The sequence below is a fragment of the Thermosynechococcus sp. B3 genome, from assembly GCF_030323045.1.
GTDB lineage: Bacteria > Cyanobacteriota > Cyanobacteriia > Thermosynechococcales > Thermosynechococcaceae > Thermosynechococcus.
Genome location: NZ_CP097584.1, coordinates 1,978,457 through 2,005,006, shown reverse-complemented (window position 1 = coordinate 2,005,006; position 26,550 = coordinate 1,978,457). Strand labels below are relative to the sequence as shown.

The window sequence follows — 26,550 nt, the reverse complement described above, 5'->3', positions numbered from 1 at the left end:
AAAAAAGCTAAGGTCGAGGCAAATGGGCAGGCAATAGCGCCGCAAGGATCAGGCTGAGAAATAAAAATGCTGAGCCTGTTTCCAGCAAGGCAACGTTTTTTATGGCTGTGTTTCTGTACCAGTTGGCTTGCCAAACAATGAGACCAAACTTGAGCAGTGCAATGGCAAAGGCCGCCGCTGCCAAGGGGGGCAACCACCTTAGCCACCACAAAAGACCAATGAGGAGAGCGGCAACGCTGTGATAAACCACACCAGGAAGCCAAAAGGCGGTTTTGTGCTTACGCAGCTTCACAGCAAAAATCGCACTGCCAAAGAAAAGGGTATTCAACAGCCATAATCCAACAGACAGGAAAGAGGCCTCTTCAGTGGTGGCCATCTCCGTTAGGGGAGCCACCAAGCAGACCCCTGCAAAGGTGAGTAACTCGTTCCAGATGGCTTTACGCTGACGATAAAACACAGCAATACTATCAATCACAAAAATGGCGATCGCCCCTAGGTAAATCCAAAGTAACCGTGGCACCGCAAGGTAAAGATAAAAAGCAAGGCCAAGGGCAAGGGCACTGTAGACACCTCCCCACACCAGGCAACGGGGTTTCCAACTTCGCCGCTGCTTGATTTGTAGTGTTAAGGGATGCTCCGCCTGAAAGGCACTAAAGGCAGTCACCAGAGCCAGCGTAGTTCTCCAACTCCAGTGCTGCGCTGCTGCTGCCCCCGTGAGAAACGCCACAATCAACATCACATAAACCCCATGTTCTGGGGAGAAGGTGGGCACGTACCAAGGTGTTCCCCTCCTTGCTGCTGATGCAGTTTCCGCAACCGCTGATGACTCTGAGATGGTCATGATTGCATCCTCCACTAAACCAATCCCCCTAGACGAATACCAACACCAAAAATAGTCAACAGAACAGCCAAAACGGTGACCCCCATAATGTGAAACCCCAGCCGGGGCAGTGTTTCTGCTGTCAGCTTGGGCAAAATGAACCAGCGGGCCTGTACAGCGAGGGCAAGGGTTGCCAGCAACAGTCCCAACTTCACGAGAACATATTGGGAGACCACAGACTGCGGTGGCCAAAATCCCACCCCGCCGGGAAAATAAATGAGGGTTAGGGCAATACCCGTCAGCACCTGCAGCAATAATGCCCCCAGACCCAACCTTTCAAAAGGCTGCTCAAACTGCTGGATGGGCGTTGCATCCTGCTGCCTGAGGGCCTTGGGTAGAACGGTTAGGGCAAGAACAAGGTGCCCGCCCACCCATACAGTTGCGCCGAGGGTATGGAGAATCACCAGGAGTTTGAATAACATCACGACGCACAGGCTAGACGCTTGGCTTCAAGGAGGGCGATCGCCTTGGGAAACAGGAGATTGTTTTCCTTGTGGATATGCTGGTGCAAGTCTTTCTCAAGGCTCAACAACCCTGCCAAAAGCACGCGGTACGTATTGCAGGCCCACTCAGGCGGCGTAAAACCATCGCTAAGGCGACGCAACTGGCTGAGGGCTACGCCCGTCTCTTCATGCTCCCGTTGCATACAATCAATCGCAGCTGGGATCAAGACATCGACTGCCCGATCATAGCTTTTCTCCAGCTGCCGCAGCCTGGGGAACAGAACTTGCTCCTCTTTTTGGAGGTGGGGTTTTAGCTCTGCGGCCAAGGCCACGACGGTTGCGTGCAGTTGCTGGAGACGGGCATCCCGCGAGCCGTGAACGGCTGCCACCTTCTCCGCCTGCGCCTCGAGGCGGGGGAGTTCCCGCTGCAAGTAGGCATGGTGCACTGTTTCAATGTGGTCAACGAGGGCGGTCAGTGAAAGGTCAGCGATCGCCGGCTCAGGAGCAGTTTCTATGGCAGCTTCTAGCTCCTTAAGGAAGGTTTGGGCATCGATGCCCCGCTGGGCACAGGCTTCAGCAAGGGTTTGCCGACCGCCACAACAGTAATCAATCTCTGCCGTCTCAAACAAGGCCGCTAAGGAAGGGTAATCCCGCACAAGGGCACCCACCGTATCCGTCAGTTGTAAAGATGTCATGGTCAGGCCTCCAAATGCAAGGTGGAGAGAGAATCTAGGAGCTAAGGTCGAGGGAGACCGCAACAGTGGGCTGCCGCCAAATCCCCCAGAGGGCGCGTCCTACGCCATAGATGAGCAGTCCGGCACCAACGGCAAAGATGACATCCCCAGGAATCCGCAGCCAGACGGTCCATTCCATCCAGGGGGAGTGAATGACGGCTCCACTGCGGGCATACCAAGTACCGTGGTTAATGGATTGCACCAGCTGATAGAAGCCATTGGGAATCAGACCGAGCACCAGCATGCCCACCAAGCCACCGTTGAGCCACCAAAATGCCCAGTTGAAGGTCTTTTCATCCCAAGCAGTTTCCGGGGTGATTTCCCGCAGCACAAAGAGCATTAAGGCGATCGCCAGCGAGCCGTATACGCCGTAGAGGGCGGCATGGGCATGAATTGGCGTCGTATTCAGTCCTTGGGAATAGTAGAGAACTATCGGTGGATTGATTAGAAAACCAAAAACCCCTGCCCCCAGCAAATTCCAAAAGCAGGTAGCAATGAAAAATCGCAGGGGTAGCCGATAGAACCCTTGGGCTTCTTGGGAAAGCTGCAGCGACTTCAGAACCTCAAACCCAATCAGGGTCAAGGGAACCACTTCCAACGCTGAGGCCACAGCGCCCAAAGCAGTGATCAGAACCGGTGTACCCGCAAAATAGAGGTGATGGAGTGTGCCAATGACACCACTGCCGAGGTAGAGAATGGTGGTCAAGTAAGTGGCCCGCAGAGCTGCGGAGCGCCTTAGGAATCCCAGTTCACTGCACAAGTAGGCGATCGCCACCGTGGCAAAGACCTCAAAGAAGCCCTCTACCCACAGATGAACCACCCACCAGCGCCAATACTCAGCCACACTGAGAGGGGTATGGTTGGTGTACATCAGCCCTGCCCCATAAAAGAGGGGAATGGTAATGGCGCTGTAAAGGAAAAAGTGGTTGAGGCCTGTCTTGCTCCCTTCTGCCTGAAGGGCAGGTCGCAGCGCCCGAAACATCAACCATAACCAAAATACCATGCCACCAATCAGCAAGAGTTGCCAAAGTCGCCCTAGCTCCACATACTCATAGCCCTGATGGCCCAACCAAAAACTCCGGGCACCCAGATAGCCCTGAACGGCTGCCCAAGCTCCCCCAAGGGAACCAAGAACCACTACGGTGAGGGCAATCAGAAGCCCCATGTTTCCCCAAGCCTGAAACTTCGGTTCATGGCGCGCAAAGCGAGGACCAAAGTATAGACCGGCCGCCAGCCAGCAGGTGGCAATCCAAAAGACCGCCAGTTGCACGTGCCATGTCCGTGAGGCAGCGTAGGGGAGATACTGCTGAATTGGCACACCATAAAATCCATCTCCTTCCACGGCATAGTGGGCAGTGACCATGCCCATGAGGATCTGCAGGAGAAACAGACCCATGGCCACCCCAAAGAAAAGGGTAGTCACTTTTTGGCTGGGGGTGGCAAGGCGGATGGCGGGGCGCTCTGTTACCGCTTGAACCGCATCCTCCCCTTGGAGCAGATAGACAACGAGAAAGCCGGCGATCGCAGCAATTAACACGACGACTGAGACAATCGACCAAATGACAAACTGCCCTGGGGGTTGGTTGCCCACCAGTGGATCATGGGGAAAATTCGCCGTGTAGGAAAAGGGCGCCAAAGGACGAGTGGCGACTGCTGCCCAAGCGGTCCAGGCAAAAAAAGCAGTCACATCGCGGATTTGCGCGGGATCAGTAAACCAGTTGCGCGGAATAGAGTGCGCCGCAGCACCTTGGGATAGCAGTGTTTTGTACTGCTCAAAGACGTGGCGCAGTCCTTGGGTTTGAGCACGGGTGAGCGTCAGCACTCCTGTTTCAGGATTGTAACGGTTGGGCTTAAATTGCTCTTGCACTTGCACCTGTAGTTGAGCCCGCTCAGAGGCAGAGAGTGCCTCCCAATCTGCTTGGCTAAAGCTCGCATCGCCGCGGTAGAGAATTCCAGCCGTGGCTAGACCCCAGCGGTGCAGCACATCCGCTGTCCAGTCTGGAGCCAGATAACTGCCATGACCCCAGATGCTGCCAATGTGCTGGCCGCCCCGTGCCAAATACAGTTCTTGACCTCGCTGTATGTTCTCACGGCTAAAAAGCACCTCCTGTTGGGGCGAGACAATCGTTGTCGGTATCGGCGGGGCATGCCGGTAAATAACGGCGCCTGCTGTCAGCAGCACACTAAAGGTAATGACACAGACCAGCACTAACCAAGCGGGCAGCCGCAAGTGCCACCCTCGCTCTAGGTGAGCTGCTTGAGTAATATTGAAGGGGACGTTTGCCATAGACACTTCCTCTCGGCAGCTATTGAGACTTAAGGTAGCTGCGGCTTGGGGGGTAGCGCCTTGACTTAGGTCAAAAGGAACCTTGAGAAATATTTAACTTTTACGGTGGGTCATGAAAGCGGGTATTGAGGAATGTCTGCGCCAGTCACCAATGTTTAGTGAACTTTCGCCACCCCAGCTAGGGCGGTTGGTTGCAATTGCACAGTTACAGATTTGGCAACGGCAGCAAATCATTTTTAGAAAAGGCGATGCCGCTGCGGGGTTTTTTGTTGTGAAAACCGGGCGGGTCAAGGTCTTTAATCTTTCAGCGGCAGGGAAGGAGCAAATCCTAAATATCTTTGAACCGGGCGACAGCTTTGCGGAGGTGGTGGCCTTCGATAACCAGCCCTATCCTGCCTCGGCAGAAGCAATTGAATACGTTGAACTGATCTTTTTGCCGCGGTTCGCCTTTTTGAATTTACTCCACCAAGATGCGGATCTAACTGTTCGTTTGCTAGCTAGCTTTGCTAAGCATCTGCGTCATTTGGTGAGTCTTATAGAAGACCTTTCCTTTAGACAGGTGCCCCAACGCCTAGCAGCCTATTTGTTGCAACGATTGGCCACTAGCGATCGCCCAGATAGCATTACCCTAGATTTGAAAAAAACAGAGCTGGCCGCTTTGCTAGGCACTATTCCTGCAACGCTGTCGCGGGCGTTTTACGACCTGAATACCCAAGGCATTCTGAGGGTAGAGGGCAATGAGATTACCATCTGCGATCGCCAGCGGCTACAAAGATTGAGTGAAGAATAGTCCAGCTTTTTCCCCAAGGCTCAACAGGCTCAAAACTTTCAGAAACAATTTTGGGGAGCGATGAAGGGGCTCAGTATTGAACAGCACCAGAACTAGACCTAGGTATAGCTGCGAATTGCGGCCAACGGCGGACAGCGCTGCTGATCCAATTGCTGCAGGTATTGGCGATGCTGGTAGTAGTCACGGCGCAGTTGGGCAAGCACTTGCAGTCGCTCTGGCGCCACACCGGGGATGTCGTCAATCGCAGGTTCGTTGTCGGTGAGCAGGCGATCCAAATACTGGCGCAGGGCTTCGCTGGCAAGGGATTCACTTAAAATCAGCGCGACAGTTTCCTGCCAAGCCCGGAGAATATAGCGACATCGCTTTTCAACAGCAATGCGCTCAAGGGCTGCTGCCGCTGCTTGGATCACGAGTTCAGGACGATCCAGACTCACGGCAGTCGTTTCATCCAAATGGAGTAGTGGAGTAATGAGGGCGGCCTCCTCTGCCTCATCGAGGCGATCAAAAAGGTGCGTGACCAAATCTAAATCCGTGAGTTGGGTTCCTGTTTCCGTGGGCGAATGAAGGAGCCACTCAGTGGTATAGGGATCATCGGGCGCTGGCAGACCGGCACAGTACGCTTCTTCAATGGCCAAGATCTGCCGCCACAGCCAACGATGGTGGGAGAGGCTAAATTCAATGTCCCGCGCTTGCAGGGCTTGGCGAATCAGGGGACGATAGTCGCCGCAGTGGAGGTAGAGGCGTAGCAGTTGTTCTTCCGCCGCTTGACGGAGGTTATAGTCCGCCGGACGTTGCCATTTTTGCGATCGCCCCTGCCAACGTTGACCCCGCACCTGTTGCCGCAGGGATTCTTCTAAACGGAGAACGAAGCGACTATCATGGCCTCCCAATAGCTCAGCACAGTGGTGAATGTAGTGGCTGCGCAGTGTGGCATTGGGCAGTTTTCCCAACAGTTGGCTCAGGGCTTGGCTGGCTTGCTGAAATTGATCACTTTGCTTGAGATCGTACTGCTGCACAATGGTTTGAATTTGCCAATCCAGCCACAGGGGCGCTTGATCTAGGAGGGCTTGGTAGTGTTCACGCTGTGCTTCACCCGCACTGAAAAAGTCAGCGGCATCTTTGCCCGCTGGTAATGTGAGAATTCGCAGTCGCAGATCACCCCGATAGGCCAAATCGGCAGCCTTACCAATGGCGCGATCGGCCGCCCGTTCTCCCGCTGGGTCGGCATCAAAGTTGAGAATAATTTGCTTCGACTCGGTGTAGCGCAGCAGTAATTTAATTTGAGCTTGGCTGAGGGCCGTTCCTAGACTGGCCACCGCCTGGGAAAACCCCGCTTGGTGCAGCGCCATCACGTCAAAGTAACCCTCGACAACAATTGCTTGATCTTTACGGGCGATCGCTTGCCGCGCCTTATCCAGCCCAAAGAGCAACTGACCCTTGTTAAAAATCGGAGTTTCTGGGGAGTTGAGATACTTTGGCTCTTCGTTGCTGAGGGTACGACCGCCAAACCCCACCACCCGTCCTTGGGCATCCATAATCGGGATCATCAGGCGATCGCGAAAGCGGTCGTAATAGCCATCCCCCGTCCGCTGCGGCATAATCAAACCGGCCTGTTCTACCAGCTGAGGGGGATACCCTTTTTGCTCCACAAGGTAGGTGTAGAGCACTTGCCAACCCGCAGGGGCATAGCCCAAGCGAAATTGCTGAATCGTGTCCTCTTTGAGATGGCGTTGTCGCTGCAAATAGTCTTGGGCGGCTTGGCCAATGGGTTGCCGCAGGGCATGTTCATAGAAACTGGTGGCGATCGCCAGAATCTCGTAGAGTTGCTCTTGAAGGGAGAGCCGCGCTTGTAGGGCCTGTTTTTGCTCACTATCGAGGGTGCGCACTGGAATCTGATGGCGTTGGGCAAGGTCGAGTACCACCTCGGCAAAGGAGCGTTTTTGCAGTTCCATCAGGAACTTAATGGCATTGCCCCCGGCACCGCAGCCAAAACAGTAATAAAAGCCCTTCAGGGGACTCACCGTAAAACTGGGGGTTTTCTCCTCATGAAAAGGACAACAACCCACGTATTCTTGCCCACGCTTGCGTAGGACAACGTGCTCGGCCACCACATCGACAATGTTGACCGCTTGGCGCACTGCCTCAATCGTATCGGGGTGTAGGCGAGGAATTTCCATAGATCACTAGTCTAAGCGATCCCCCTAATCAGATATTCCCCGCTGCAAAATTCAACGATTCCTAAGGATGTTGCAAGCTCTTAACTCAAGCAGTCAAGGGCGATTGACCTTCGCTAGGATGTTGACGGTGCCGTTGTTAGGCGCAGAGGCAGGCTTTGAGGCCATAACCGTTCACATAGGAAGCAAGGATTCATGAGTACCAGCCGCAAACGACTTGGTGTGTTCACCAGTGGCGGAGATTGTCCGGGTCTAAATACGGCCATCCGTGCCATTGTTGCCCATGCTACTCTAAGTTACGGTTGGGAGGTGCTTGGCATTCTCCACGCCACTCAGGGGTTAATTGAGCGGAAGGCGATCCCCCTCAATGCCGAGGGTCTCGGGGGAATGGATGTATTGCTCAACATGGGGGGAACCATTCTCGGAGCAATTAATAAGGGCGATACCCTTGGTCATGCCGATGAAGTCATTGCTGGGTACTATGAATTGGGCTTGGATGCGCTTATTGCCATTTGTGGCGATGGCAGCCTGAAAATTTTGCATCAACTGGCGCAAAAGGGAAACTGGAATTTCCTTGCCGTGCCGAAAACCATTGATAACGATGTCGCCTTGACCGATCGCGCCCTTGGCTTTGATACCGCCGTCAACATTGTGGTGGAAGCCCTGAGTCGGATTACCTCCACCGCCGCTAGCCATGATCGCGTCTTTGTGGTGGAAGTGATGGGGCGCACTGCCGGTCACTTGGCTCTGTATTCGGGGATTGCTGGGGGTGCCGATATGATCCTCATCCCAGAAATTCCTTACTCCATTGAAGGCATTTGCCAGCATCTGCAAAAGTTGCGCGATCGCTGGGGACGTAAGTTTGCCCTCATCGTCGTTGCCGAGGGTGTCAAAGAACTGGAGCAGGACGCCCACCAGCGCCGCCATTGCAGTATTGGTCAGTACATTGCCGATAAAATTGCCCAGCACAGTCCCATCCCCATTGAGCTGCGGGTTTCAGTCCTAGGTCACATTCAACGGGGCGGTGCCCCCATGGCCATGGATCGGCTGCTGGCAGCGGGCATGGGCAATACCGCTGTGGATTTGGCCGCTCAAGGAACCTTTGGCCGCATGGTAGCCTGGCAGGCAGGACAGGTGGTCACTGTTCCCATTGCCGATGTGGTGGCTCAATGCCCACGCCATGTGGATCCCAATAGCTTCTTGATTCGCACGGCTCAAGGCTTGGGAATTTACGTTGGCGATAAGCCGATGCTGCCCTACGTGGATCCCACCCTCTGCCGCGATGAAGTGATTTGTGCGATCTAGCCCCCCCTAAATCAGCCAACCAAGGAATGAGCTGTCAGAGGCATGCCACTGAGGCTAAAGGCTCGCGCCTCGGTAATGCGGACCCGCACCAGTTGTCCCCGTAGGGTCTCAATCTCACCGGGTAAGTAGGTCAGGCGGTTGCCATCGGTGCGGCCATAGACTTGTTGCGGATCCTTGGGATTGACCCCCTCCACCAGCACCACCTCTTCCCGGCCAAGATAGCGTTGGGAGCGATCGCCAGCGATCGTGGCCACTAAATGATTCAGCCGTTGCAGACGGTCTTCTTTAATTTCTTCCGGTACTTGATTGTCCCAAGTGGCCGCTGGCGTATTCGGGCGCGGCGAATAGGCTGCTGTATTCAGTTGGTCAAAGCCCACCTCCGCCACCAGATCTAGGGTGCGTTGGAATTGGGCTTCTGTTTCGCCCGGAAAACCAACAATGGCATCGGCACTAATGGCAGCATCCGGCATATAGCGGCGAATCGTTTCAATGATTTGTAGGTAACGCTCGCGAGTATAGCCCCGTGCCATCGCCTTGAGAACTTCATTATCCCCCGACTGAAAGGGAATGTGAAAATGCTTACACACCTTGGGCAGTTCAGCACAGGCGCGAATTAAGCGTTCTGTAAAATAACGGGGATGGCTGGTGGCAAAGCGAATCCGCTCAATCCCAGCAACATCATGAATGTAGTAAAGCAAATCAGTAAACGTGTGCTGTCGCCGCCCCTCTGGGGTAATTCCCGGCAAATCACGACCGTAGGCATCAATGTTTTGCCCAAGGAGCGTCACTTCCTTGTAGCCTTGAGCCGCCAGTTCCTCAATTTCGGCGCGGATTGCCTCGGGGCGGCGGGATTGCTCTTGCCCCCGTACCCCCGGCACCACACAGTAGGTACAGCGTTCATTACAGCCATAGATCACATTGACCCAAGCAGTGACCCTACTATCACGGCGGGGTTTGGTAATGTCCTCAACAATGTGCAGTGGCTCCGTTGCCACCACTTGGCTGCCATTCCACACCTGCTCCAGCAGCTCACCAAGGCGATTGGCATACTGCGGCCCCATCACCAGATCCACTTCAGGAACTCGCCGCAGCAATTGTTCCCCCTCCTGTTGAGCCACACAACCGGCCACAATCAGCGTTAGGTTGGGTTCTTGATGCTTGCGCTTGGCTTGCCGCCCTAGGTAAGAATAGAGTTTCTGCTCGGCGTTGTCGCGAATCGTGCAGGTGTTATAGAGCAAGACATCGGCCTCATCCGGCTCGGCCACCGGTTCTAAGCCCATTGCTTCTAGAACCCCGGCCATGCGCTCGGAGTCGGCCTTGTTCATTTGGCAGCCAAAGGTGGTGATGTAGTAGCGGCGTGGCATTCCCTTGAAGTGCCCCTATACGTCCGTCACATCATTGGTGGGATTCGTGTCACTGGCACTACCCTCTTCAGGAGGAGCGGCCACTTTGACCATGGCATGGCGCAACACGCGATCGCCCAGCATATACCCCCGCTTGAGTTCTTCAATCACCGTGCCTTCAGGGTGCTCATTCGTTGCTTCCCGCAGCACAGCCTCATGGAGATTGGGATCAAAGGGCTTGCCTTTGGCCTGCATCGCCGAAACACCAATGCGCTTGAGGCACTCCACCAGTTGCTTGTAAACCCCCTGATAGCTGCGGTGAATTTTTTCTTCCGCCTCTGTTTCGGTTTGAATGTGGGTGCGGGCTAGCTCAAAGCTATCCACCACCGGCAGTAAATCAGCAATGACGCTGCACTTAATCTGTAGCTCTAGTTCCTCTTTTTCTCGCTGGGTGCGTTTGCGGAAGTTTTCAAAGTCAGCGGCAAGGCGCATATATTGGCTATTGCGCTCCTCCACCACCTGCGAAAGACTAGCCTTGGCAGCTTCAAGGGCAGCAATTTTCTCTAGCAAGTCCGCTGCATCCGCAGGAGTATCCGTAGAGGTCGCCTCAGATGCTTGACCCTCTTCGCTCGTGGTGGCCTCTGCATGATTCTCAACGACATCGGGGGTAATTTCGCCTTCTTGGGCTTCAGCAGCGGGGTTGGTTACGGTTTCATCACTCATAGGTTGACTCAGGTTTATGCCCTCTAGACTGTGGATTGCGCACCGCAGTGCGTTTAACTCATGCAATCGTTTTAGCCTATCACTTTACCCATTGTATCAATAGGGGCGAGGCATCCGTCTATTACGGACTTCTCTACTACGGCTCTTTTCCCAAGGCTGGCACGCAGCCAAAAACCTGAGGGGCACTATTGAAGAGAATTGCCTCCCCTTTATGGATCCCCTATTTTAGGACAAGGTTCATATTGGGTTTGGAACTGAAAGATTCAGTTGCTCGTCACTTAAGGGGTACATGACTGCCAAAGCAAAGTTTAGGAGTGGGAGTTTGCGTTGATGTCCTTTCGCCCTATGGCATTCAGCCTGATTCTAACGTGCGCGTTGACAGGTATCAGTCCAGTGCTGGCACAGACAGAGCCACCACCACGGGAAAACTTTAATCCCTTTGGGGTAGATAATCCAGTCCTCCAGCGGGCACGGAATTGGGCACGACAGGCAGCAGAGCGGGCGAATGGCGGGTTGAGTCGTTACCGCGCTGAAGCATCCATGTTTGGGCCTGCGAGTCAATCTCCCTACGTGGACAATGGTGATGGTACGTTTACCTTTCGCTTTCTAGGGGGGGCACCTGCGGAACCACCAACTATTGAAAGTATTGTCACGGTCAACCCCGACCCCAGCAATCCGATGATTCGCATTGACTACAATGGCCCTATTCAGTCAGTCGCTCCTCCCCCTCAGCCGTTGCCAGAAGTGCCACCCCCAAGCAATATGGGCAGTTTCTAGTGCTATCGGTGCATAGAGATTCGCCTATTCAGGAACTCGAAAATCTCTGGCACGTTGCCCCTCGTCAGGGGATCGCTGCTGCGCTATGATAACGGAAGCCCTGCTACCTCATAACTTCCAATAAATTTGTGTTTAGGAGAGTTCGCAATGACAACGGCTACCGCTACCCCTGAGTTGGACTACCATAGCGATCGCTACAAGGATGCCTACAGCCGCATCAACGCCATTGTCATTGAAGGTGAACAGGAAGCTCACGACAATTACATTGACCTAGCCAAGCTGCTGCCTGAGCACCAAGAAGAACTCACCCGCCTGGCCAAGATGGAAGCCCGCCACAGAAAGGGGTTTGAGGCCTGTGGTCGCAACCTGAGCGTGACCCCAGATATGGAATTTGCCAAGGCCTTCTTTGAAAAACTGCACGGTAACTTTCAAGCGGCACTGGCAGAGGGGAAAATTGCGACTTGCTTGCTGATTCAAGCTTTAATCATCGAGTGCTTCGCGATCGCGGCCTACAACATCTACATCCCGATGGCAGATCCCTTTGCCCGCAAAATTACTGAGGGTGTGGTCAAAGATGAGTACAGCCACCTCAACTTTGGCGAAATCTGGTTAAAGGAAAACTTTGAGAGCGTCAAAGCGGAAGTTGAAGAAGCCAATCGCGCCAACCTGCCCTTGGTCTGGAAAATGCTCAACCAAGTGGAAGCAGACGCCAAAGTGCTTGGCATGGAAAAAGACGCCCTTGTGGAAGACTTCATGATTCAGTACAGTGGTGCCCTAGAAAATATCGGCTTTACCACCCGCGAAATTATGAAGATGTCGGTTTATGGCCTAACTGCGGCATAAGGGTGGCTTAACATATCGTTACATTTTAGTCACCGCACGCTTGTATGTTTGGATTAATTGGTCATCTGACGAATCTGGAGCACGCCCAAGCCGTTGCCCACCAGTTAGGGTATCCCGAATACGCCGATCAAGGCTTGGAATTTTGGTGTATGGCACCGCCGCAGATCGTCGATGAGATTACGGTGACAAGCGTCACGGGCAAAACTATCTATGGCAAATACGTCGAGTCCTGCTTCTTACCGGAAATGCTGGCCAACCAGCGGGTGAAGGCGGCGACTCGCAAAATCATTAACGCCATGGCCCACGCCCAAAAGCATGATATTGACATTACGGCGCTGGGGGGCTTCTCCTCGATCATTTTTGAGAATTTTGATCTGGAGAAAATGTCCCACGTTCGCAATATCGAGCTAGACTTTCGCCGCTTTACCACGGGGAATACCCACACCGCCTATATCATCTGCCAACAAATTGAGCAGGCGGCGCCCCAAGTGGGGATTGATTTGCGTCAGGCAACTGTGGCTGTCTGTGGGGCTACTGGGGATATTGGCAGTGCCGTCTGCCGTTGGTTGAATACCTGCTTGGATGTGCAGGATCTCTTACTGGTGGCACGGAATCGCGATCGCCTGCTAGACCTACAGGCGGAATTGGGACGGGGGAAAATTCTAGACCTAATGGATGCCCTACCCCTTGCCGATATTGTGGTTTGGGTGGCCAGTATGCCCAAGGGAGTCGAGCTGAGCGTTGAGCAGTTGAAGCGCCCCTCGCTGATGATTGATGGCGGCTACCCCAAAAATATGGGCACCAAAATTCAGCACCCCGAGATTCATGTTCTCAATGGTGGCATTGTCGAGCACGCCCTCGATATTGACTGGAAAATTATGGAAATTGTGAATATGGATGTGCCCTCACGGCAGATGTTTGCTTGTTTTGCGGAAGCCATGCTTTTAGAGTTTGAGGGCTGGCACACCAATTTCTCTTGGGGGCGCAATCAAATCACGGTGGAAAAGATGCAGCAAATTGGTGAAGTCTCCCGTAAACACGGATTTCAGCCCCTACTGTTGAACACCCAGTAACACCAAAAGGAACCCAATCGCCTATGGCAAACGAACGTCGCACGCTTCTGTTGGAGTTTGAAAAGCCCCTCGTGGAGCTAGAAGCCCAAATTCAGCAGGTGCGGGATAAGTCCTCGGAGTTTGGCGTTGATGTCTCGGAGCAAATCCGTGAATTGGAAGAGCGCGCCAAGCAACTGCGCTATGAAATTTTCAGTAAGCTGACGCCGGGGCAAACCCTGCAGGTGGCTCGTCATCCGCGCCGTCCCAGCACGCTGGATTACATCCAAGCCATTAGCGAAGAGTGGATTGAACTCCATGGCGATCGCCGAGGCAGCGATGATCCAGCGATTGTCGGTGGTATTGGTCGCCTCAATGGTCAACCCGTCGTGATGCTGGGGCAGCAAAAGGGTCGCGATACCAAGGACAATGTGGCTCGCAATTTTGGTATGGCCTCACCAGGGGGCTATCGCAAAGCCCTGCGTCTGATGGAGCACGCGAACCGTTTTCAGATGCCCATCCTCACGTTTATTGATACGCCAGCGGCTTGGGCTGGGGTAGAGGCGGAGAAGTTTGGCCAAGGGGAAGCGATTGCCTACAATCTGCGGGAGATGTTTCGCTTTGAGGTGCCGATCATCTGCACCGTGATTGGTGAAGGTGGCTCAGGGGGAGCCTTGGCCATTGGTGTCGGCGATCGCCTGCTGATGTTTGAGCACGCCGTCTATAGTGTGGCGCCCCCAGAAGCCTGTGCCGCGATTCTCTGGCGCGATGCCCAAAAGGCGCCCCAAGCGGCGGAAGCCCTGAAAATTACGGCTCGCGACCTGCTGAAGCTGGGAATTATTGATGAAATTGTGCCCGAGCCTGTCGGCGCTGCCCATAGCAACCCCGTAGAAGCGGCGGAAAATCTCAAGGGGGCTCTCCTGCGAAATTTGGCGGAAGTGCAAGCCCTCAGCAGTAGTGAACGGCGGGAGTTGCGCTATCAAAAGTTCCGGCGCATGGGCGTCTTTAGTGAAGCAGTATGACCCAACAAGTCTTAATCACGGGCGCCAGTAGTGGCATTGGGGCCGCCACGGCCATTGCCTTTGCCCAAGCGGGGTTTAATGTCGTGCTGTTGGGGCGATCGCCCGCTAAACTTGCTGCCGTTCATGCCCAAGTGGTGGCCTGTGGGGTTGAAGCCCATACCTTTAGCGTGGACTTTAGCGATCCTGAACCCCTGCGATCGCGCCTTGATGAGATTCTCGCTCGTGTTGGCGATGTCCATGTACTGGTGAATAATGCCGGTATGGCAAGAACCGTGCCCCTGATTGATCAACCCTTGGCGGACTGGCAGCAAATTCTTAACGTCAACCTCACCAGTGCCCTCATTTGCTCGCAAGCGGTACTGCCGCAACTGCGATCCCGCCAGTGCGGTACGATAGTAAATGTTGTTTCAATTGCTGGACGCCAAGTTTTTCCCGACTGGGGCGCCTACTGTGTCTCGAAGTTTGCCCTCATGGCCTTGACCAAAACGATGGCGGCTGAAGAACGCGCCCACGGTATCCGCGTGATTGCCATCTGTCCCGGCGCCGTTGATACCCCCATTTGGGAAGACGTAGCAGGAGACTTTGACCGCACGGGGATGTTAACCCCTGAACACGTTGCTAACACGATTTTGTACACGACTCAATTGCCGCAAACGGCTTTTGTGGAAGAGCTAGTGGTGATGCCCCTTGGCGGAACCCTCTAGGCTCCCTTTGTCCTTCACTTGTCACTCTTTCTATGACAACGTTCAATATGCCCGATTCGATCATTAACGGTAAAGCGACCACTCCGGCAATTCTGCCCGATCGCAACACCCACCAAGGCAAAGAAGCGATTCCCCACCCACCCCCCCCAGATGTTGCCAAAGAAGAAATGATGGCCGCAGTGCGCACCATTCTGCTGAATGTGGGTGAGGATCCCGATCGCGAGGGGTTACTGAAAACCCCCAAGCGGGTTGCTGAAGCGATGCAATTTCTCACCAGTGGCTATAGTCAATCCCTTGAAACCCTTGTCAACGGCGCGATTTTCGATGAAGGCCACGATGAAATGGTCTTAGTGCGCGACATTAACTTCTTTAGCCTCTGTGAGCATCACATGTTGCCTTTCATTGGCAAAGCCCATGTGGCCTATATCCCCAACCAGCGGGTGATCGGCCTCAGCAAACTGGCACGGGTTGTCGAAATGTATGCGCGGCGGCTGCAAGTGCAGGAGCGCCTGACCCGTCAAGTGGCCGAAGCCATTGAAACCGTTCTCGATCCGCAGGGGGTGGCTGTGGTCATGGAAGCCAGCCATATGTGCATGGTGATGCGCGGTGTCCAAAAACCCGGCTCGTGGACGGTGACCAGTTCAATGTTGGGGGTCTTCCGTGAAGATCAAAAGACCCGTGAGGAGTTTCTGAATCTGATTCGTCATCAGCCGAATTTCTAGGACGTATTCTTGGGGGGCGATCGCTAGCCCCCGCAGTGGTTCTCAGAAACTTAGGTTAGGATGAGAAGTAGCGGAATCCTCCTGAGATCATGGTGCAAACATTCCACTTTTCCACTCATCGCCAGCGCTGGCAAACGCAGCCAAAATTCCTCAGGGTGGGGGTTGCCTATCTGCTGTGGTGCTTGAGCTTTGTGGGTTTCTGTGGCCTGCAACGCTTCTATGTCGGCCAGCCGATGATTGGCTTTTTATACCTGATCACCTTTGGCTTTTGTGGCATTGGTCAATTCATTGATCTCTTTTTAATTCCGGGGATGGTGGATCACCGCAATACCTACCTGCGGGGGCGCTATCTGACCGCATGGGAACAAGCCGACCTCAACCCCGCGACGCCCATGCACCGCTTACTGCAAGTGGCTAAGGAACACGGTGGCGTCCTTTCTGCCGCCCAAGCCGCACTTTATACCCATTTTGATGCCCAAACCGTTGAGGAACTGCTCTTTGAAGCCCAACGCCTCGGCTACGCCACAGTATTTAACGATCCAGAAACGGGCGCAGTGCGCTATCGCTTTGATGTCTAGTTCATGCCACGGTTAGACCAGTTTCAACCCATTGGGGCGATCGCCACCACTGCCCAAGGGCTGGCTCAACTGCAACGCCTTGTGGACACGGGGATTCCCCTGAGCATCTGGGTACCCAGCCATTTAGCATCCACTCACCCTAGGGTACAAAGCTACGATCGCCCCCTTGCCGCGCATCTCGAAAACCACTGGTGCCACTATCAGGCTTGGATTTTTGCCCTAGCCTGCGGTGCTGTGGTGCGGTTAATCGCGCCCCTGTTGACCCACAAAAGACAGGATCCGGCGGTCTGCGTTCTGTCTGAGGATGGTCAATGGATCGTGAGTTTGCTAGGTAGTCATGGGGCTGGGGGCGATCGCCTGTGTCAAGCGCTCAGCGCCGCCATTGGGGCGACACCCATTCTCACGGGAGCAAGTCATGCCCAAGGCTACTTTGCTGTGGATACCTGGGGAACGGCCTTGGGGTGGCAACGGGGGGCAGGAGACTGGAATGCGATCGCTAGCCAACAGGCTCAAGGAAAACCGCTGCAAGTGTATCAAACCTGCGGTAGCTCTTTGTGGCGCACGGCTCTTAGTTCAGATCACCCCCTTGAGTTTGTCAGCACCCCACCCCTAGAAAATGCGGTTTGGATTACCGAAAAAGCGTTGCCCTCCTCTTTGACCTCAGGTGTGGCTTGGCATCCACGGGTACTGTGGCTCGGCATTGGCTGTGAACGGGGAACATCGGCAGCCCTGATCCAGCAGGCCATTGATCATACCCTTGCCCAAGCCGGGTTAAGCCCGCTGGCGATCGCCGGCCTTGCTAGTATTGATCGCAAAGCCGATGAAGGGGGGTTATGTCAGGTGGCTGAGGCGCACGATTGGCCAAGCCGCTGGTTTTCCGCTCAAGAATTGGCGCCTGTTAGCGTACCCACCCCCTCAACCATTGTCGCCGCAGAAATGGGAACGCCCAGTGTGGCTGAAGCCGCAGCAGTGTTAGCCAGTGAGGGGGGGCGTTTAATTGTTCCTAAGCAGATTTACCGTCAAGGGGGTGAACCCGGTGCGGTGACGATCGCCATTGCCCAGTCTGAACGGGAATTCATTCCCCGCCAAGGTGCCTTGAGCCTGATTGGCACTGGTCCGGGAGCCTTGGATCAACTCACCCTCGCAGCCCGTTCTGCCCTTTTGGCCGCCGATATTCTCGTGGGCTATGGGCTTTACTTAGAATTGCTGGCTCCCCTGCGGCGACCGGGACAGATGGTTGCTGCCTATACCATTACCCAAGAGCGACAACGTGCCCAAGCAGCGATTGATCTGGCTCAGTGGGGACTCAATGTCGCTGTGGTCTCTTCGGGCGACTGTGGCATCTATGGCATGGCGGGTCTGGTGCTGGAGCTATTGGCAGAAGCGGGTATCAGTGATTTACCCGTAGAGGTGTTGCCGGGGGTGAGTGCTGTTAATGCGGCGGCAGCTCGTTTGGGAGCACCCCTGATGCACGATTTTTGTACGATTAGCCTCAGCGATCGCCTGACCCCTTGGCCAGTGATTGAGAAGCGCTTACGGGCAGCGGCAGAAGCGGATTTTGTAACTGCCCTTTACAATCCCCGTTCGCGCGATCGCCAGCAGCAATTGGTGGATGCCAAAGCCATTTTCTTAAAATATCGTTCACCACAAACACCCGTAGCGATCGTCCGTGCCGCCTATCGCCCTGAGGAGCAGATCACCCTCACCACCCTTGGCGCCTTGAAACCGGAAACGGTGGATATGTTCAGCTTGGTGCTGATCGGCAATGCCAGTACCCACCGCTTCCATGATTGGCTGATTACCCCTCGTGGCTATCTAGGAAAGGCATCCTAGAGCAAGCCGGCCTGACCCAGCAGACTAAAGCAAGCCCAGTTGACAATACTGAGGGCGATCGAGCCAAAAAAGGCGCTCCAAAAGCCATTGCGTAGTCTAAAGCCATCCACAAGGGCTGCTGCAAGGGCAAAAATAGCGGCATTGATAATCAGCGCAACCAAGCCAAACGTCAGAAAAATAAAGGGGAAGGCAAAGAATTTCAGGATAGCCCCCAACGTGGCATTCAAAAAGCCGAAGACAATCGCCGACCACAGCGCGGTTGTGAATTTATCAATTTCCACGCCCAAAAATGAGAGGCGCGACACAATAAACAAACTAATACTGGTCACAATCCAAGTAATGAGTAAACCCCACATACGCAGCTCCTCACAAGTTAAACAACAATCAAAAAGAAGGGCAGTACGGGTATCCCAAAAGTCACGCTAAGCCAGTAGCTGATCAGACTGAGGAGAAGGCTCAGGAGCAGTGAGAGACACAATGACCACAGCAAATGGGAGCCAAACTCCTGCAACCCTTGCCAAAAGGAATCAAAGGGCACGTCTAGGACATGGCCATTGGCAGAGACCAGTACAGGGGCTTGAGACATCGCACCATCCTCTAGCAGCGTTGCCTTTATTTTAGGCCAGAGATGGGAAGGTCACGTTTTGAGACGCAAATTTTTGTAAATCATGTGTATTCAGAATCTGGGGCGATAATGGAGATAGAGCGCGATGCACTGAGGTGGGCATGGGACAAGGTTGGCAAGTGGGGCGTGTCTTTGGCATTCCCCTCTACATTGATCGGTCGTGGTTTCTGGTGATTCTGCTGTTTACCTTTCTCAATGGCAGTGACTGGCAGACCACGTACCCGCAGTGGGGAGCACTGGCATGGGGAATGGGATTTGTCGTTTCCCTGCTGTTGTTTGCCTCAGTCTTGCTCCATGAATTGGGGCACAGCTTGGTGGCTCGTTCCCAAGGGATTACGGTGCGCTCGATTACCCTCTTTCTCTTTGGTGGTATGGCGGCTATTGAACGGGAATCCAATACCCCCGGTCAAGCTTTTCAGGTGGCGATCGCGGGGCCTTTGGTGAGTTTTGCCCTTTTTGCCCTGTTGCAAGGGGCAGCCGTGGTACTGCCGGCGGATCATCCCCTCCATGAACTGTTGCTCTATCTGGCCAATATCAACTTTGTCTTGGGGGTTTTTAACCTTCTGCCGGGACTTCCCCTCGATGGGGGTCAAGTGCTCAAGGCAGCCGTTTGGAAATTGACAGGCAATCGCTTTCAGGGGATGCGCTGGGCGGCGCGATCGGGGCAGATGTTGGGATGGTTAGCTATTAGTTTTGGGCTATTGCTGACCCTCCTTGGCAGTGGTAACGGTCTGTGGTTGGGACTGTTGGGTTGGTTTGCCCTGCAAAATGCGATACTCTACCACCGTCTCAGCCAGCTCCAAGAAACGCTGCTCACTCTAACGGCTGCCGAGGCCATGACACGGGATTTTCGCGTCATTGAGGGGACGCTCTCTCTGCGGGAGTTTGCCGATCGCTATCTCCTCCTAGCTGATCGCCAGCCCACAGCCTACTTTGTCGCCACCGCTGGTCGCTACCGCGGCTATTTGGATCCCCAAGCCTTGAACCATATGGAGCGCAGCCGCTGGGAAGTGACGCCAGTCGAAGAGTTAGCCGTCCCCCTGCGGGCGATCGCCACCGTCAAAGAATCAGACTCTCTCGCCAAGACGGTTTGCACCCTAGAGGAGCAGCAACAACGCTTTGTTACGGTTTTAACCCCTGCAGATGCTGTGGCGGGCGTCATTGATCGCAGCGATGTCCTACTGGCTCTAGCCAAACGGTTGCACTGGCAACTGGGGAAACAGGACATTCAACGCCTCAAGCAAGAAAGGCACTATCCCCCTGAACTGCAATTATTGGAACTGGCAAAAACAGCGCTACAATTTCAGGGGAGCGATCGCGGCACACCCCTCGTCTCTGAAGTTCGCTAGGTATCGTTTTTAATGGGTAATAATGGCTACTGCAACCGCGATCGCTCGAGCAATCATCACCTTTCGGGATTTAGAGACCAAACTAGGCCTCACTAAATCAAGAAACCCTAACTTTTTCCCTGAGTGGCAATCCGCAACATCACAGCTCAGCGATAGGGAAATAGAGGCATTAAACCGCTTATCCCAACGGTATTTACTCTACTTAGAAGAAAGTGAAGTGAGCGAGGGAACGCTAAACATTATCTTGCTATCCCCCTTACTAGACGCATTAGGCTTGTGTGACCCTCCCTATCGCATTCGCGGCGAAACATGGGTAGAAATCCAAACAACAGTTGATAGTGAAGAGGGCAGAATCAGCCTAGAGGGACGGATAGATGCGCTGACCATTCGGGACAACTTCTGGCTAGTCGTGATTGAAGGTAAACGGAGTGGCTTTAGTGTCTTACGCGCTGTGCCCCAAGCCCTTGCCTATATGTCTGCCCGTCCCGACCGCAATATCCCCATTTTTGGCTTGGTGACCAATGGCTATGACTATCTTTTTGTGAAACTGCTCGGTAATGAATTTGCGCTATCCCACAACTTTAGTTTGCTTGGCGATAGCGATCGCAATCTCATCCGCGTCGCCCAGATACTCAAGCATTTAGTCCAGTACATCCCTGTTGCAAAGGACTTTAAGACGCCAAAACCTTCAGATCAGACTAACTAACGCGCCCTGGAGGACTCGAACCCCCGACATCCGGTTTTGGAGACCGACGTTCTACCAACTGAACTAAGGACGCAAGGCTGTTTACAGAGGGCGATCGAACCGTGCTTTGATGCGCGAGGCTTTACCTACGAGGTTGCGCAGGTAGTAGAGTTTGGCACGGCGGACTTTACCCCGCTGGATTACTTTTATACTATCAATTCGTGGCGAATGTAGCAAAAAGACGCGCTCAACGCCCACTCCTTGGAAGACACGGCGCACGGTAATGGTGCGGTTAATGCCCGTGTTGCGCATGGCAATCACATCCCCTTCGTAGGGTTGGACGCGCTCTTTACCGCCTTCTTGAATTTTGACTCCGACCCGAACGCGATCGCCCACATGAATCACGGGCAAGTCAGTCTTCATTTGCTCCGCTTCAATCGAGCGAATAATCTCTTGGGCGTTCATGACAGTTCCTTAACTCGCAATCTCTTAGCATACCCTAAGTATTTAGACTTGTCTAGGCCAGTTTTTCATTTCTTGCCTTGCACATCGCCAAGGGTGTATCCCAAGCTCAGCAGCATCCGCCGCAGTAGGGGCAAGCTCAAGCCAATGACATTACTAGGAGTCCCGACAATTTTCTCGACAAAGGCACCACCTTGGCCATCGAGGGCAAAACAACCAGCACAGGCAAGGGGTTCACCAGAAGCGACATAGGCAGCGATTTCGGCATCGCTAATATCGGCAAAAATAACTTGGGTGGACTCCACCTCAACACAGGTGCGCCCCTGTGCCAAGTCAATCAAGGCATGGCCTGTCAGCAATTCTCCCGTTTGACTGCGCATTTGTTGCCAGCGGGCGATCGCCACCTCCGGTGAGGCTGGTTTACCATAAATTTCTCCCCCTAGAACCAGCACAGAATCACAGCCCAAAATGAGGGCGGGGGGTGGGTAGGTTTGAGCCACTGTTTCTGCCTTACACCGTGCCAGTAATCGCACCAGTTCCGTGGGAGTAGTTGCCTGAATCACGGATTCATCAAAGTGACTGGGTTGAATAATGGGATCAATGCCAACCTGTCGCAGCAGTTGGCGGCGCGCCGGCGAAGCAGAGGCAAGAACAAAGGGCACCATAGGACTGCTTGCTAAGTAACCGATTCTTATGATCTCACATTGAAATTGTTAAACCTGCATGAGGTGTCCCATTGAGGGTTTATTATCTAGGTGTTGCGTCTGGAGCCAAACCAATGACCAGTGCGGCCTACACCTACACTCCCCCCGGCGGCCTACCCCAAGATGCGTCGTTACCCGATCACTTTTTGGCCTACAAAACCCTCCAGTCGCTGCCGGAAATTTGGCCTCTACTAGCGCAACGCCATGGGGAGGTGGTGGCTGTTGATGCGCCCTACGAAGACCCTCCGACGCGCATTACCTACAGTGAACTCTATCAACGCATTCAACGCTTTGCTGCTGGCCTACAAGCGCTGGGTGTCGCTGCCGGCGATCGCGTGGCCTTATTTGCTGACAATAGTCCCCGCTGGCTGATTGCCGATCAAGGCAGTATGATGGCCGGTGCCATTAATGTGGTGCGCAGTGGTACCGCAGAGGCCCAAGAACTGCTCTACATTCTGCGCGATAGTGGGGCAACCCTGCTGCTGATTGAAAACTTGGCCACCTTGCGCAAACTTCAAGAGGGTTTAGCAGAGACAGGGGTGGAAACTGTTGTGCTCTTAAGTGCAGAATCCCCAGAACTTGAGCATTTTCCCCTGCGGCTCTTGAATTTTGGTCAAGTCTTTACGGAAGGACAATATGGCACAGTGCGGGCAGTCGCCATTACCCCCGATGACTTGGCAACGCTGATGTACACCTCCGGTACCACAGGTCAACCCAAGGGCGTGATGGTCACCCATGGGGGGCTACTGAGTCAAATTGTCAATCTCTGGGCAATTGTGCAACCGCAGGTGGGCGATCGCATTCTCAGTATCTTGCCCATTTGGCATGCCTACGAACGGGTGGCCGAGTACTTTCTCTTTGCCTGTGGCTGTAGCCAAACCTATACTAACCTCCGTCACTTCAAGAATGACTTAAAACGGTGTAAGCCCCACTACATGATTGCCGTACCTCGTATCTGGGAAGGCTTTTATGAAGGGGTGCAAAAGCAACTGCGCGATGCCCCGGCCACAAAGCGGCGTCTTGCCCAGTTTTTCCTCAGTGTGGGCCAGCAATATGTCCTGCAACGGCGACTGCTCACCGGCCTCAGCCTGACCAACCCCCATCCCAGCGGTTGGCAAAAATTGGTTGCCCGTCTGCAAACCTTTTTCCTCAAGCCTCTCTACGAACTGGGGGAGAAGCGTGTCTATAGCAAAATTCGTGAAGCCACAGGCGGTGAAATTAAACAGGTGATTAGTGGTGGCGGTGCCCTTGCCCCCCATTTGGACACATTCTATGAAGTCATCAACCTAGAAGTGCTAGTGGGCTATGGCCTCACAGAAACGGCTGTGGTACTGACCGCTCGCCGCTCTTGGGCAAATCTACGCGGCTCCACCGGCCGTCCCATTCCCGATACCGCCATTAAGATTGTGGATCCCGAAACTAAAGCCCCCGTCGAGTTTGGCCAAAAAGGACTGGTGATGGCCAAAGGGCCACAAGTGATGCGCGGCTACTACAACAAACCGGAGGCCACTGCCAAGGTGCTGGATGCTGAGGGCTGGTTTGACACGGGCGACTTGGGCTACCTCACCCCCAATGGCGATTTGGTGCTGACGGGGCGGCAGAAGGACACGATTGTTCTCAGCAACGGCGAAAATATTGAACCGCAGCCCATTGAGGATGCCTGTATCCGCAGCGCCTACATTGACCAGATTATGCTGGTGGGTCAAGATCAAAAAGCCTTGGGTGCCTTGATTGTGCCTAATTTGGAAGCGCTGGAGCAGTGGGTGGCTGCCAAGGGGTACCGGCTAGAGTTGCCGAACCGACCGGCACCAGCGGGCACGGGTGAACTGGTGACGCTGGAGAGCAAAGTGATTATTGATCTCTACCGCCAAGAACTGCTGCGGGAAGTGCAAAATCGCCCCGGCTATCGCCCAGATGATCGCATTGCCACATTTCGCTTTGTCCTCGAACCCTTTACGATAGAGAATGGTCTTTTGACCCAAACCCTAAAAATTCGTCGTCATGTCGTGAGCGATCGCTACCGCGATATGATTAACGCCATGTTTGAGTAATCTCCATGACAGACCCTATGGATACTAAACTGCTCCTGCGGCGCCAGATTATGGTGAAAGCAATCGTCACTCCCGAGTGGAAAGACGATGCCCAAAGGCAGCTTCAGGCACAACTAAATCAAGTGGATGGCCAAATTCAGCAGTTGGATTTTCAATTGCAGCAAGTGATTGACGAACTGCGCAAAAGTAATGAAGCAGCGGATGTGGTCAATGCCCGTATTCAAGAGGTTCAAGGACAAGCCAACAACCAAAAGGCGCAACTGTTGCAGCAAAAAAATCTGATTCTTCAACAATTGGATCAGGTGCAACGCCTAGAAATGGGGCAGGAAGTGGATCAAGGTCAAGTGGATAATTTCTTCTATGTCACTAAAGGAGACAACTTGATCCAAAAAATGCAGGTGGAGATTCTCCTGCGCAATGGCGTCATCGAAGAAATTCGCGGCACGCTCTAACTTTTACCTTTCATCTTTAGTGAATTTGACTCCCTCTCGATTGCCAACCAAGGATAGCAGCCTCTATGATTCGTGAACTGTTCATGCCCGCCCTCAGCTCCACCATGACCGAAGGGAAAATTGTCTCTTGGGTGAAATCTCCCGGCGATAAGGTGGCCAAGGGGGAAACCGTGCTGATTGTGGAATCCGACAAGGCCGATATGGATGTGGAGTCCTTCTACGACGGCTATTTGGCGGTGATTACCGTGCCTGCTGGCGAAGTGGCACCCGTCGGTTCCACCATTGGCCTCGTGGCAGAAACAGAAGCAGAAATTGCGGAAGCAGAGGCAAAGGCCAAGTCCCTTGGGGCGGCGACCAGTTCTACGACGAGTTCTGCAGCAACGGCCTCGACTCCCGCTGCGGCCACAAGTAATGGCTCCGCAACGGCTCCTGTGGCAGTGGCTTCTCCCACCAGTGCTGTTGCTGCAACTACTGGGCGAGTGGTTGCTTCCCCCCGTGCCCGCAAATTGGCCAAGGAACACAAAATTGATTTGCAGACGCTCAAGGGAACGGGTCCCAATGGTCGGATTACCGCCGCTGATGTGGAAGCCTTGATTGGTGCGCCTGCAACTCCCGTTACACCAGTAGCGACACCCCCTGTCCCCACAGCCCCCCCTGCGACTGCCCCGGTCGTCGCCAAAGAGGATCTGGTGCCCCTGACAACGCTACAAAATGCCGTGGTGCGGAATATGGTGGCCAGCCTTGGCATTCCCGATTTCCACGTGGCCTACACGATTACAACGGATGCGTTGGATCGGCTGTACCAGCAAATCAAGTCAAAAGGGGTGACAATGACGGCGCTCCTTGCCAAGGCGATCGCCCTGACGCTGCAAAAACACCCGATCATGAATGCCTATTACACGGACCAAGGGATTCAATACCGTCGCGACATTAACATTGCTGTGGCTGTAGCGATGCCGGGGGGTGGCCTGATTACACCGGTGCTGAAGAACGCCGACCAAGTTGACATCTACAGCCTCTCGCGCACTTGGAAAGAATTAGTGGAGCGGGCGCGCGCCAAGCAACTGCAACCTGAGGAGTACAGCACGGGTACCTTTAGTCTCTCCAATTTAGGAATGTTCGGGGTTGACTTCTTCGACGCCATTCTCACCCCCGGTCAAGGAGCCATTATGGCGGTGGGGGCGTCGCGTCCGACGGTGGTTGCCACCGAGGATGGCCTGCTGGGGGTGAAACGGCAGATGAAGGTGAATATCACCTGTGATCACCGTGTGATCTATGGTGCCGATGCTGCCGCTTTCCTTCAGGATTTGGCGAAACTGATTGAAACCAATCCCCAAGCCTTGACGCTCTAAGACGCTCTAAACTGTGACTGCCCTGCTGGAAATCAGGGATCTCCATTTTGGCTATGGAGCAACCCCCTCACTACTCCAAGGGATTGATCTCACGGTGCAGGGGAGCGATCGCCTAGGCATCATGGGGGACAATGGTTCTGGCAAAACCACACTTCTGCTGCTCTGTGCGGCTGTTCTTGCGCCACAGCGGGGAACGATCACCTGCTTGGGACAGTCGGTGGTGGCTGGACAGTTTCAACCGGCGGTGGGGGTCGTGCTGCAACATCCAGCGGATCAGTTAATCGGGGCTACCGTGGCCGAGGATGTCGCCTTTGGCCCAGAAAACTTGGGCTGTTCCCCTCCAGAGGTTCAGCAGCGAGTTCACCAAGCCTTGGCCAAGACAGGAACCAGTCACTTGGCCGATCGCATGCCCCATCAACTGTCGGGAGGCGAACAACGCATGGTGGCGATCGCGGGCATTTTAGCCATGCAGCCCCAGTTGATTCTCTATGATGAACCCACGGCCTTTTTGGATCAGCGAAGTTGTGGCACGTTGATCGAGTTTTTGCAGGCGGATACCACCCCCGGTCTCATCGTCAGTCATGACCCTGCATTTTTACGCAGAGTCTGTACTCAGATTTTTCTCCTAGAGTCAGGACATCTCCGTCCACTGGCGTTGTAACC

27 protein-coding genes and 1 tRNA gene are annotated in these 26,550 nt (G+C 54.1%); 16 read left to right on the top strand and 12 right to left on the bottom strand.

Translation table 11 applies throughout. The annotated features are described in order from the left end of the window. Positions 1 to 7: 7 nt before the first annotated feature. From M0646_RS09910 to M0646_RS09895, 4 genes are read right to left on the bottom strand one after another with little or no spacing between them, the layout of a single operon-like run. Entirely contained in the window at positions 8 to 841 is an 834-nt protein-coding gene (locus M0646_RS09910) for a YwiC-like family protein (protein WP_149820437.1), read from the bottom strand. Positions 842 to 855: 14 nt separating this feature from the next. Beyond that, positions 856 to 1,302 carry a CopD family protein gene (locus M0646_RS09905; RefSeq protein WP_149820435.1) on the bottom strand — a complete coding sequence of 149 codons (447 nt, stop codon included), beginning with the start codon at positions 1,300 to 1,302 and terminating at the stop codon, positions 856 to 858. Further along, on the bottom strand, positions 1,302 to 2,018 hold the full coding sequence (gene ric / locus M0646_RS09900) for an iron-sulfur cluster repair di-iron protein (protein ID WP_149820433.1): 717 nt from the start codon (positions 2,016 to 2,018) through the stop codon (positions 1,302 to 1,304). Before ric ends, M0646_RS09905 begins: the two co-directional genes overlap by 1 nt. A gap of 34 nt (positions 2,019 to 2,052) precedes the next feature. Next, positions 2,053 to 4,344 (bottom strand): nitric-oxide reductase large subunit, encoded by a 2,292-nt coding sequence (locus M0646_RS09895; protein ID WP_149820431.1) that lies wholly within the window; start codon positions 4,342 to 4,344, stop codon positions 2,053 to 2,055. A gap of 112 nt (positions 4,345 to 4,456) precedes the next feature. Here M0646_RS09895 and M0646_RS09890 point away from each other — a divergent pair, with 112 nt between their 5' ends. Continuing rightward, positions 4,457 to 5,134: a Crp/Fnr family transcriptional regulator gene (locus M0646_RS09890; RefSeq protein ID WP_286625550.1), complete on the top strand. Its 678-nt coding sequence runs from the start codon at positions 4,457 to 4,459 to the stop codon at positions 5,132 to 5,134. Positions 5,135 to 5,232: 98 nt separating this feature from the next. Here the strand turns inward: M0646_RS09890 and dnaG are convergent, their stop codons facing one another. Beyond that, positions 5,233 to 7,311 (bottom strand): DNA primase, encoded by a 2,079-nt coding sequence (dnaG, locus tag M0646_RS09885; protein ID WP_149820427.1) that lies wholly within the window; start codon positions 7,309 to 7,311, stop codon positions 5,233 to 5,235. Positions 7,312 to 7,503: 192 nt separating this feature from the next. Here dnaG and M0646_RS09880 point away from each other — a divergent pair, with 192 nt between their 5' ends. Beyond that, on the top strand, positions 7,504 to 8,613 hold the full coding sequence (locus M0646_RS09880) for an ATP-dependent 6-phosphofructokinase (protein WP_149820424.1): 1,110 nt from the start codon (positions 7,504 to 7,506) through the stop codon (positions 8,611 to 8,613). 11 nt (positions 8,614 to 8,624) lie between these two features. Here M0646_RS09880 and miaB read toward each other — a convergent pair whose 3' ends face one another. Both miaB and grpE read right to left on the bottom strand, forming a co-directional pair. Continuing rightward, positions 8,625 to 9,977 (bottom strand): tRNA (N6-isopentenyl adenosine(37)-C2)-methylthiotransferase MiaB, encoded by a 1,353-nt coding sequence (gene miaB, locus M0646_RS09875; protein WP_149820422.1) that lies wholly within the window; start codon positions 9,975 to 9,977, stop codon positions 8,625 to 8,627. Positions 9,978 to 9,992: 15 nt separating this feature from the next. Beyond that, positions 9,993 to 10,679, bottom strand: coding sequence for a nucleotide exchange factor GrpE (grpE, locus tag M0646_RS09870; RefSeq protein ID WP_226971942.1), 687 nt, complete (start codon positions 10,677 to 10,679; stop codon positions 9,993 to 9,995). A gap of 330 nt (positions 10,680 to 11,009) precedes the next feature. Between grpE and M0646_RS09865 the strand changes: the two genes are divergently transcribed. From M0646_RS09865 to cobJ, 8 genes are all read left to right on the top strand, one after another. Next, the gene (locus tag M0646_RS09865) at positions 11,010 to 11,456 is read left to right on the top strand and encodes a hypothetical protein (RefSeq protein WP_149820420.1); all 447 of its coding nucleotides are present in this window, start codon (positions 11,010 to 11,012) and stop codon (positions 11,454 to 11,456) included. Between the two features lie 147 nt (positions 11,457 to 11,603). After that, on the top strand, positions 11,604 to 12,299 hold the full coding sequence (locus M0646_RS09860) for an aldehyde oxygenase (deformylating) (protein WP_149820418.1): 696 nt from the start codon (positions 11,604 to 11,606) through the stop codon (positions 12,297 to 12,299). Between the two features lie 44 nt (positions 12,300 to 12,343). Continuing rightward, a complete protein-coding gene (locus tag M0646_RS09855) occupies positions 12,344 to 13,372 on the top strand; it encodes a long-chain acyl-[acyl-carrier-protein] reductase (RefSeq protein ID WP_149820416.1) in 1,029 nt (342 codons plus the stop codon). A 23-nt stretch (positions 13,373 to 13,395) separates the two neighbouring features. Beyond that, positions 13,396 to 14,370, top strand: a complete 975-nt coding sequence (locus M0646_RS09850; protein WP_149820414.1) for an acetyl-CoA carboxylase carboxyltransferase subunit alpha — start codon at positions 13,396 to 13,398, stop codon at positions 14,368 to 14,370. Next, positions 14,367 to 15,074, top strand: coding sequence for an SDR family oxidoreductase (locus M0646_RS09845; protein ID WP_149820412.1), 708 nt, complete (start codon positions 14,367 to 14,369; stop codon positions 15,072 to 15,074). Before M0646_RS09850 ends, M0646_RS09845 begins: the two co-directional genes overlap by 4 nt. Before the next feature lie 47 nt (positions 15,075 to 15,121). Then, positions 15,122 to 15,796: a GTP cyclohydrolase I FolE gene (gene folE / locus M0646_RS09840; protein WP_226972056.1), complete on the top strand. Its 675-nt coding sequence runs from the start codon at positions 15,122 to 15,124 to the stop codon at positions 15,794 to 15,796. An 89-nt stretch (positions 15,797 to 15,885) separates the two neighbouring features. Further along, positions 15,886 to 16,374, top strand: coding sequence for a TM2 domain-containing protein (locus M0646_RS09835; RefSeq protein ID WP_286625546.1), 489 nt, complete (start codon positions 15,886 to 15,888; stop codon positions 16,372 to 16,374). A 3-nt stretch (positions 16,375 to 16,377) separates the two neighbouring features. Then, positions 16,378 to 18,207 carry a precorrin-3B C(17)-methyltransferase gene (cobJ, locus tag M0646_RS09830; RefSeq protein ID WP_286625545.1) on the top strand — a complete coding sequence of 610 codons (1,830 nt, stop codon included), beginning with the start codon at positions 16,378 to 16,380 and terminating at the stop codon, positions 18,205 to 18,207. On the opposite strand, the gene M0646_RS09825 is transcribed toward cobJ, so the two are convergent. Together M0646_RS09825 and M0646_RS09820 are read right to left on the bottom strand one after the other, a co-directional pair. Beyond that, complete coding sequence (locus tag M0646_RS09825; protein ID WP_206201004.1) at positions 18,204 to 18,563, bottom strand: phage holin family protein; 360 nt, start codon at positions 18,561 to 18,563, stop codon at positions 18,204 to 18,206. The genes cobJ and M0646_RS09825 overlap by 4 nt on opposite strands. Before the next feature lie 17 nt (positions 18,564 to 18,580). Then, positions 18,581 to 18,793: a hypothetical protein gene (locus M0646_RS09820; protein WP_149820404.1), complete on the bottom strand. Its 213-nt coding sequence runs from the start codon at positions 18,791 to 18,793 to the stop codon at positions 18,581 to 18,583. Between the two features lie 140 nt (positions 18,794 to 18,933). Between M0646_RS09820 and M0646_RS09815 the strand changes: the two genes are divergently transcribed. Next, entirely contained in the window at positions 18,934 to 20,181 is a 1,248-nt protein-coding gene (locus M0646_RS09815; RefSeq protein WP_286625543.1) for a site-2 protease family protein, read from the top strand. A 274-nt stretch (positions 20,182 to 20,455) separates the two neighbouring features. Beyond that, complete coding sequence (locus M0646_RS09810; RefSeq protein ID WP_286649597.1) at positions 20,456 to 20,887, top strand: hypothetical protein; 432 nt, start codon at positions 20,456 to 20,458, stop codon at positions 20,885 to 20,887. Here the strand turns inward: M0646_RS09810 and M0646_RS09805 are convergent. From M0646_RS09805 to M0646_RS09795, 3 genes are all read right to left on the bottom strand, one after another. Further along, positions 20,888 to 20,960 (bottom strand) — tRNA-Trp (locus M0646_RS09805). Positions 20,961 to 20,968: 8 nt separating this feature from the next. Then, complete coding sequence (rplS, locus tag M0646_RS09800; RefSeq protein WP_149820398.1) at positions 20,969 to 21,331, bottom strand: 50S ribosomal protein L19; 363 nt, start codon at positions 21,329 to 21,331, stop codon at positions 20,969 to 20,971. Between the two features lie 65 nt (positions 21,332 to 21,396). Then, positions 21,397 to 21,993 carry a nucleoside triphosphate pyrophosphatase gene (locus tag M0646_RS09795; protein WP_149820396.1) on the bottom strand — a complete coding sequence of 199 codons (597 nt, stop codon included), beginning with the start codon at positions 21,991 to 21,993 and terminating at the stop codon, positions 21,397 to 21,399. A gap of 113 nt (positions 21,994 to 22,106) precedes the next feature. Between M0646_RS09795 and M0646_RS09790 the strand changes: the two genes are divergently transcribed. The 4 genes from M0646_RS09790 (at position 22,107) to M0646_RS09775 (ending at position 26,548) form a co-directional block, all read left to right on the top strand. Then, complete coding sequence (locus M0646_RS09790) at positions 22,107 to 24,083, top strand: long-chain fatty acid--CoA ligase (RefSeq protein WP_286649596.1); 1,977 nt, start codon at positions 22,107 to 22,109, stop codon at positions 24,081 to 24,083. A 5-nt stretch (positions 24,084 to 24,088) separates the two neighbouring features. Next, positions 24,089 to 24,535, top strand: a complete 447-nt coding sequence (locus tag M0646_RS09785; protein ID WP_149820392.1) for a YlqD family protein — start codon at positions 24,089 to 24,091, stop codon at positions 24,533 to 24,535. Positions 24,536 to 24,600: 65 nt separating this feature from the next. Next, positions 24,601 to 25,887 carry a dihydrolipoamide acetyltransferase family protein gene (locus M0646_RS09780; RefSeq protein WP_286649595.1) on the top strand — a complete coding sequence of 429 codons (1,287 nt, stop codon included), beginning with the start codon at positions 24,601 to 24,603 and terminating at the stop codon, positions 25,885 to 25,887. A 13-nt stretch (positions 25,888 to 25,900) separates the two neighbouring features. Further along, positions 25,901 to 26,548 (top strand): energy-coupling factor ABC transporter ATP-binding protein, encoded by a 648-nt coding sequence (locus M0646_RS09775; protein WP_286649594.1) that lies wholly within the window; start codon positions 25,901 to 25,903, stop codon positions 26,546 to 26,548. Positions 26,549 to 26,550 lie beyond the last annotated feature (2 nt).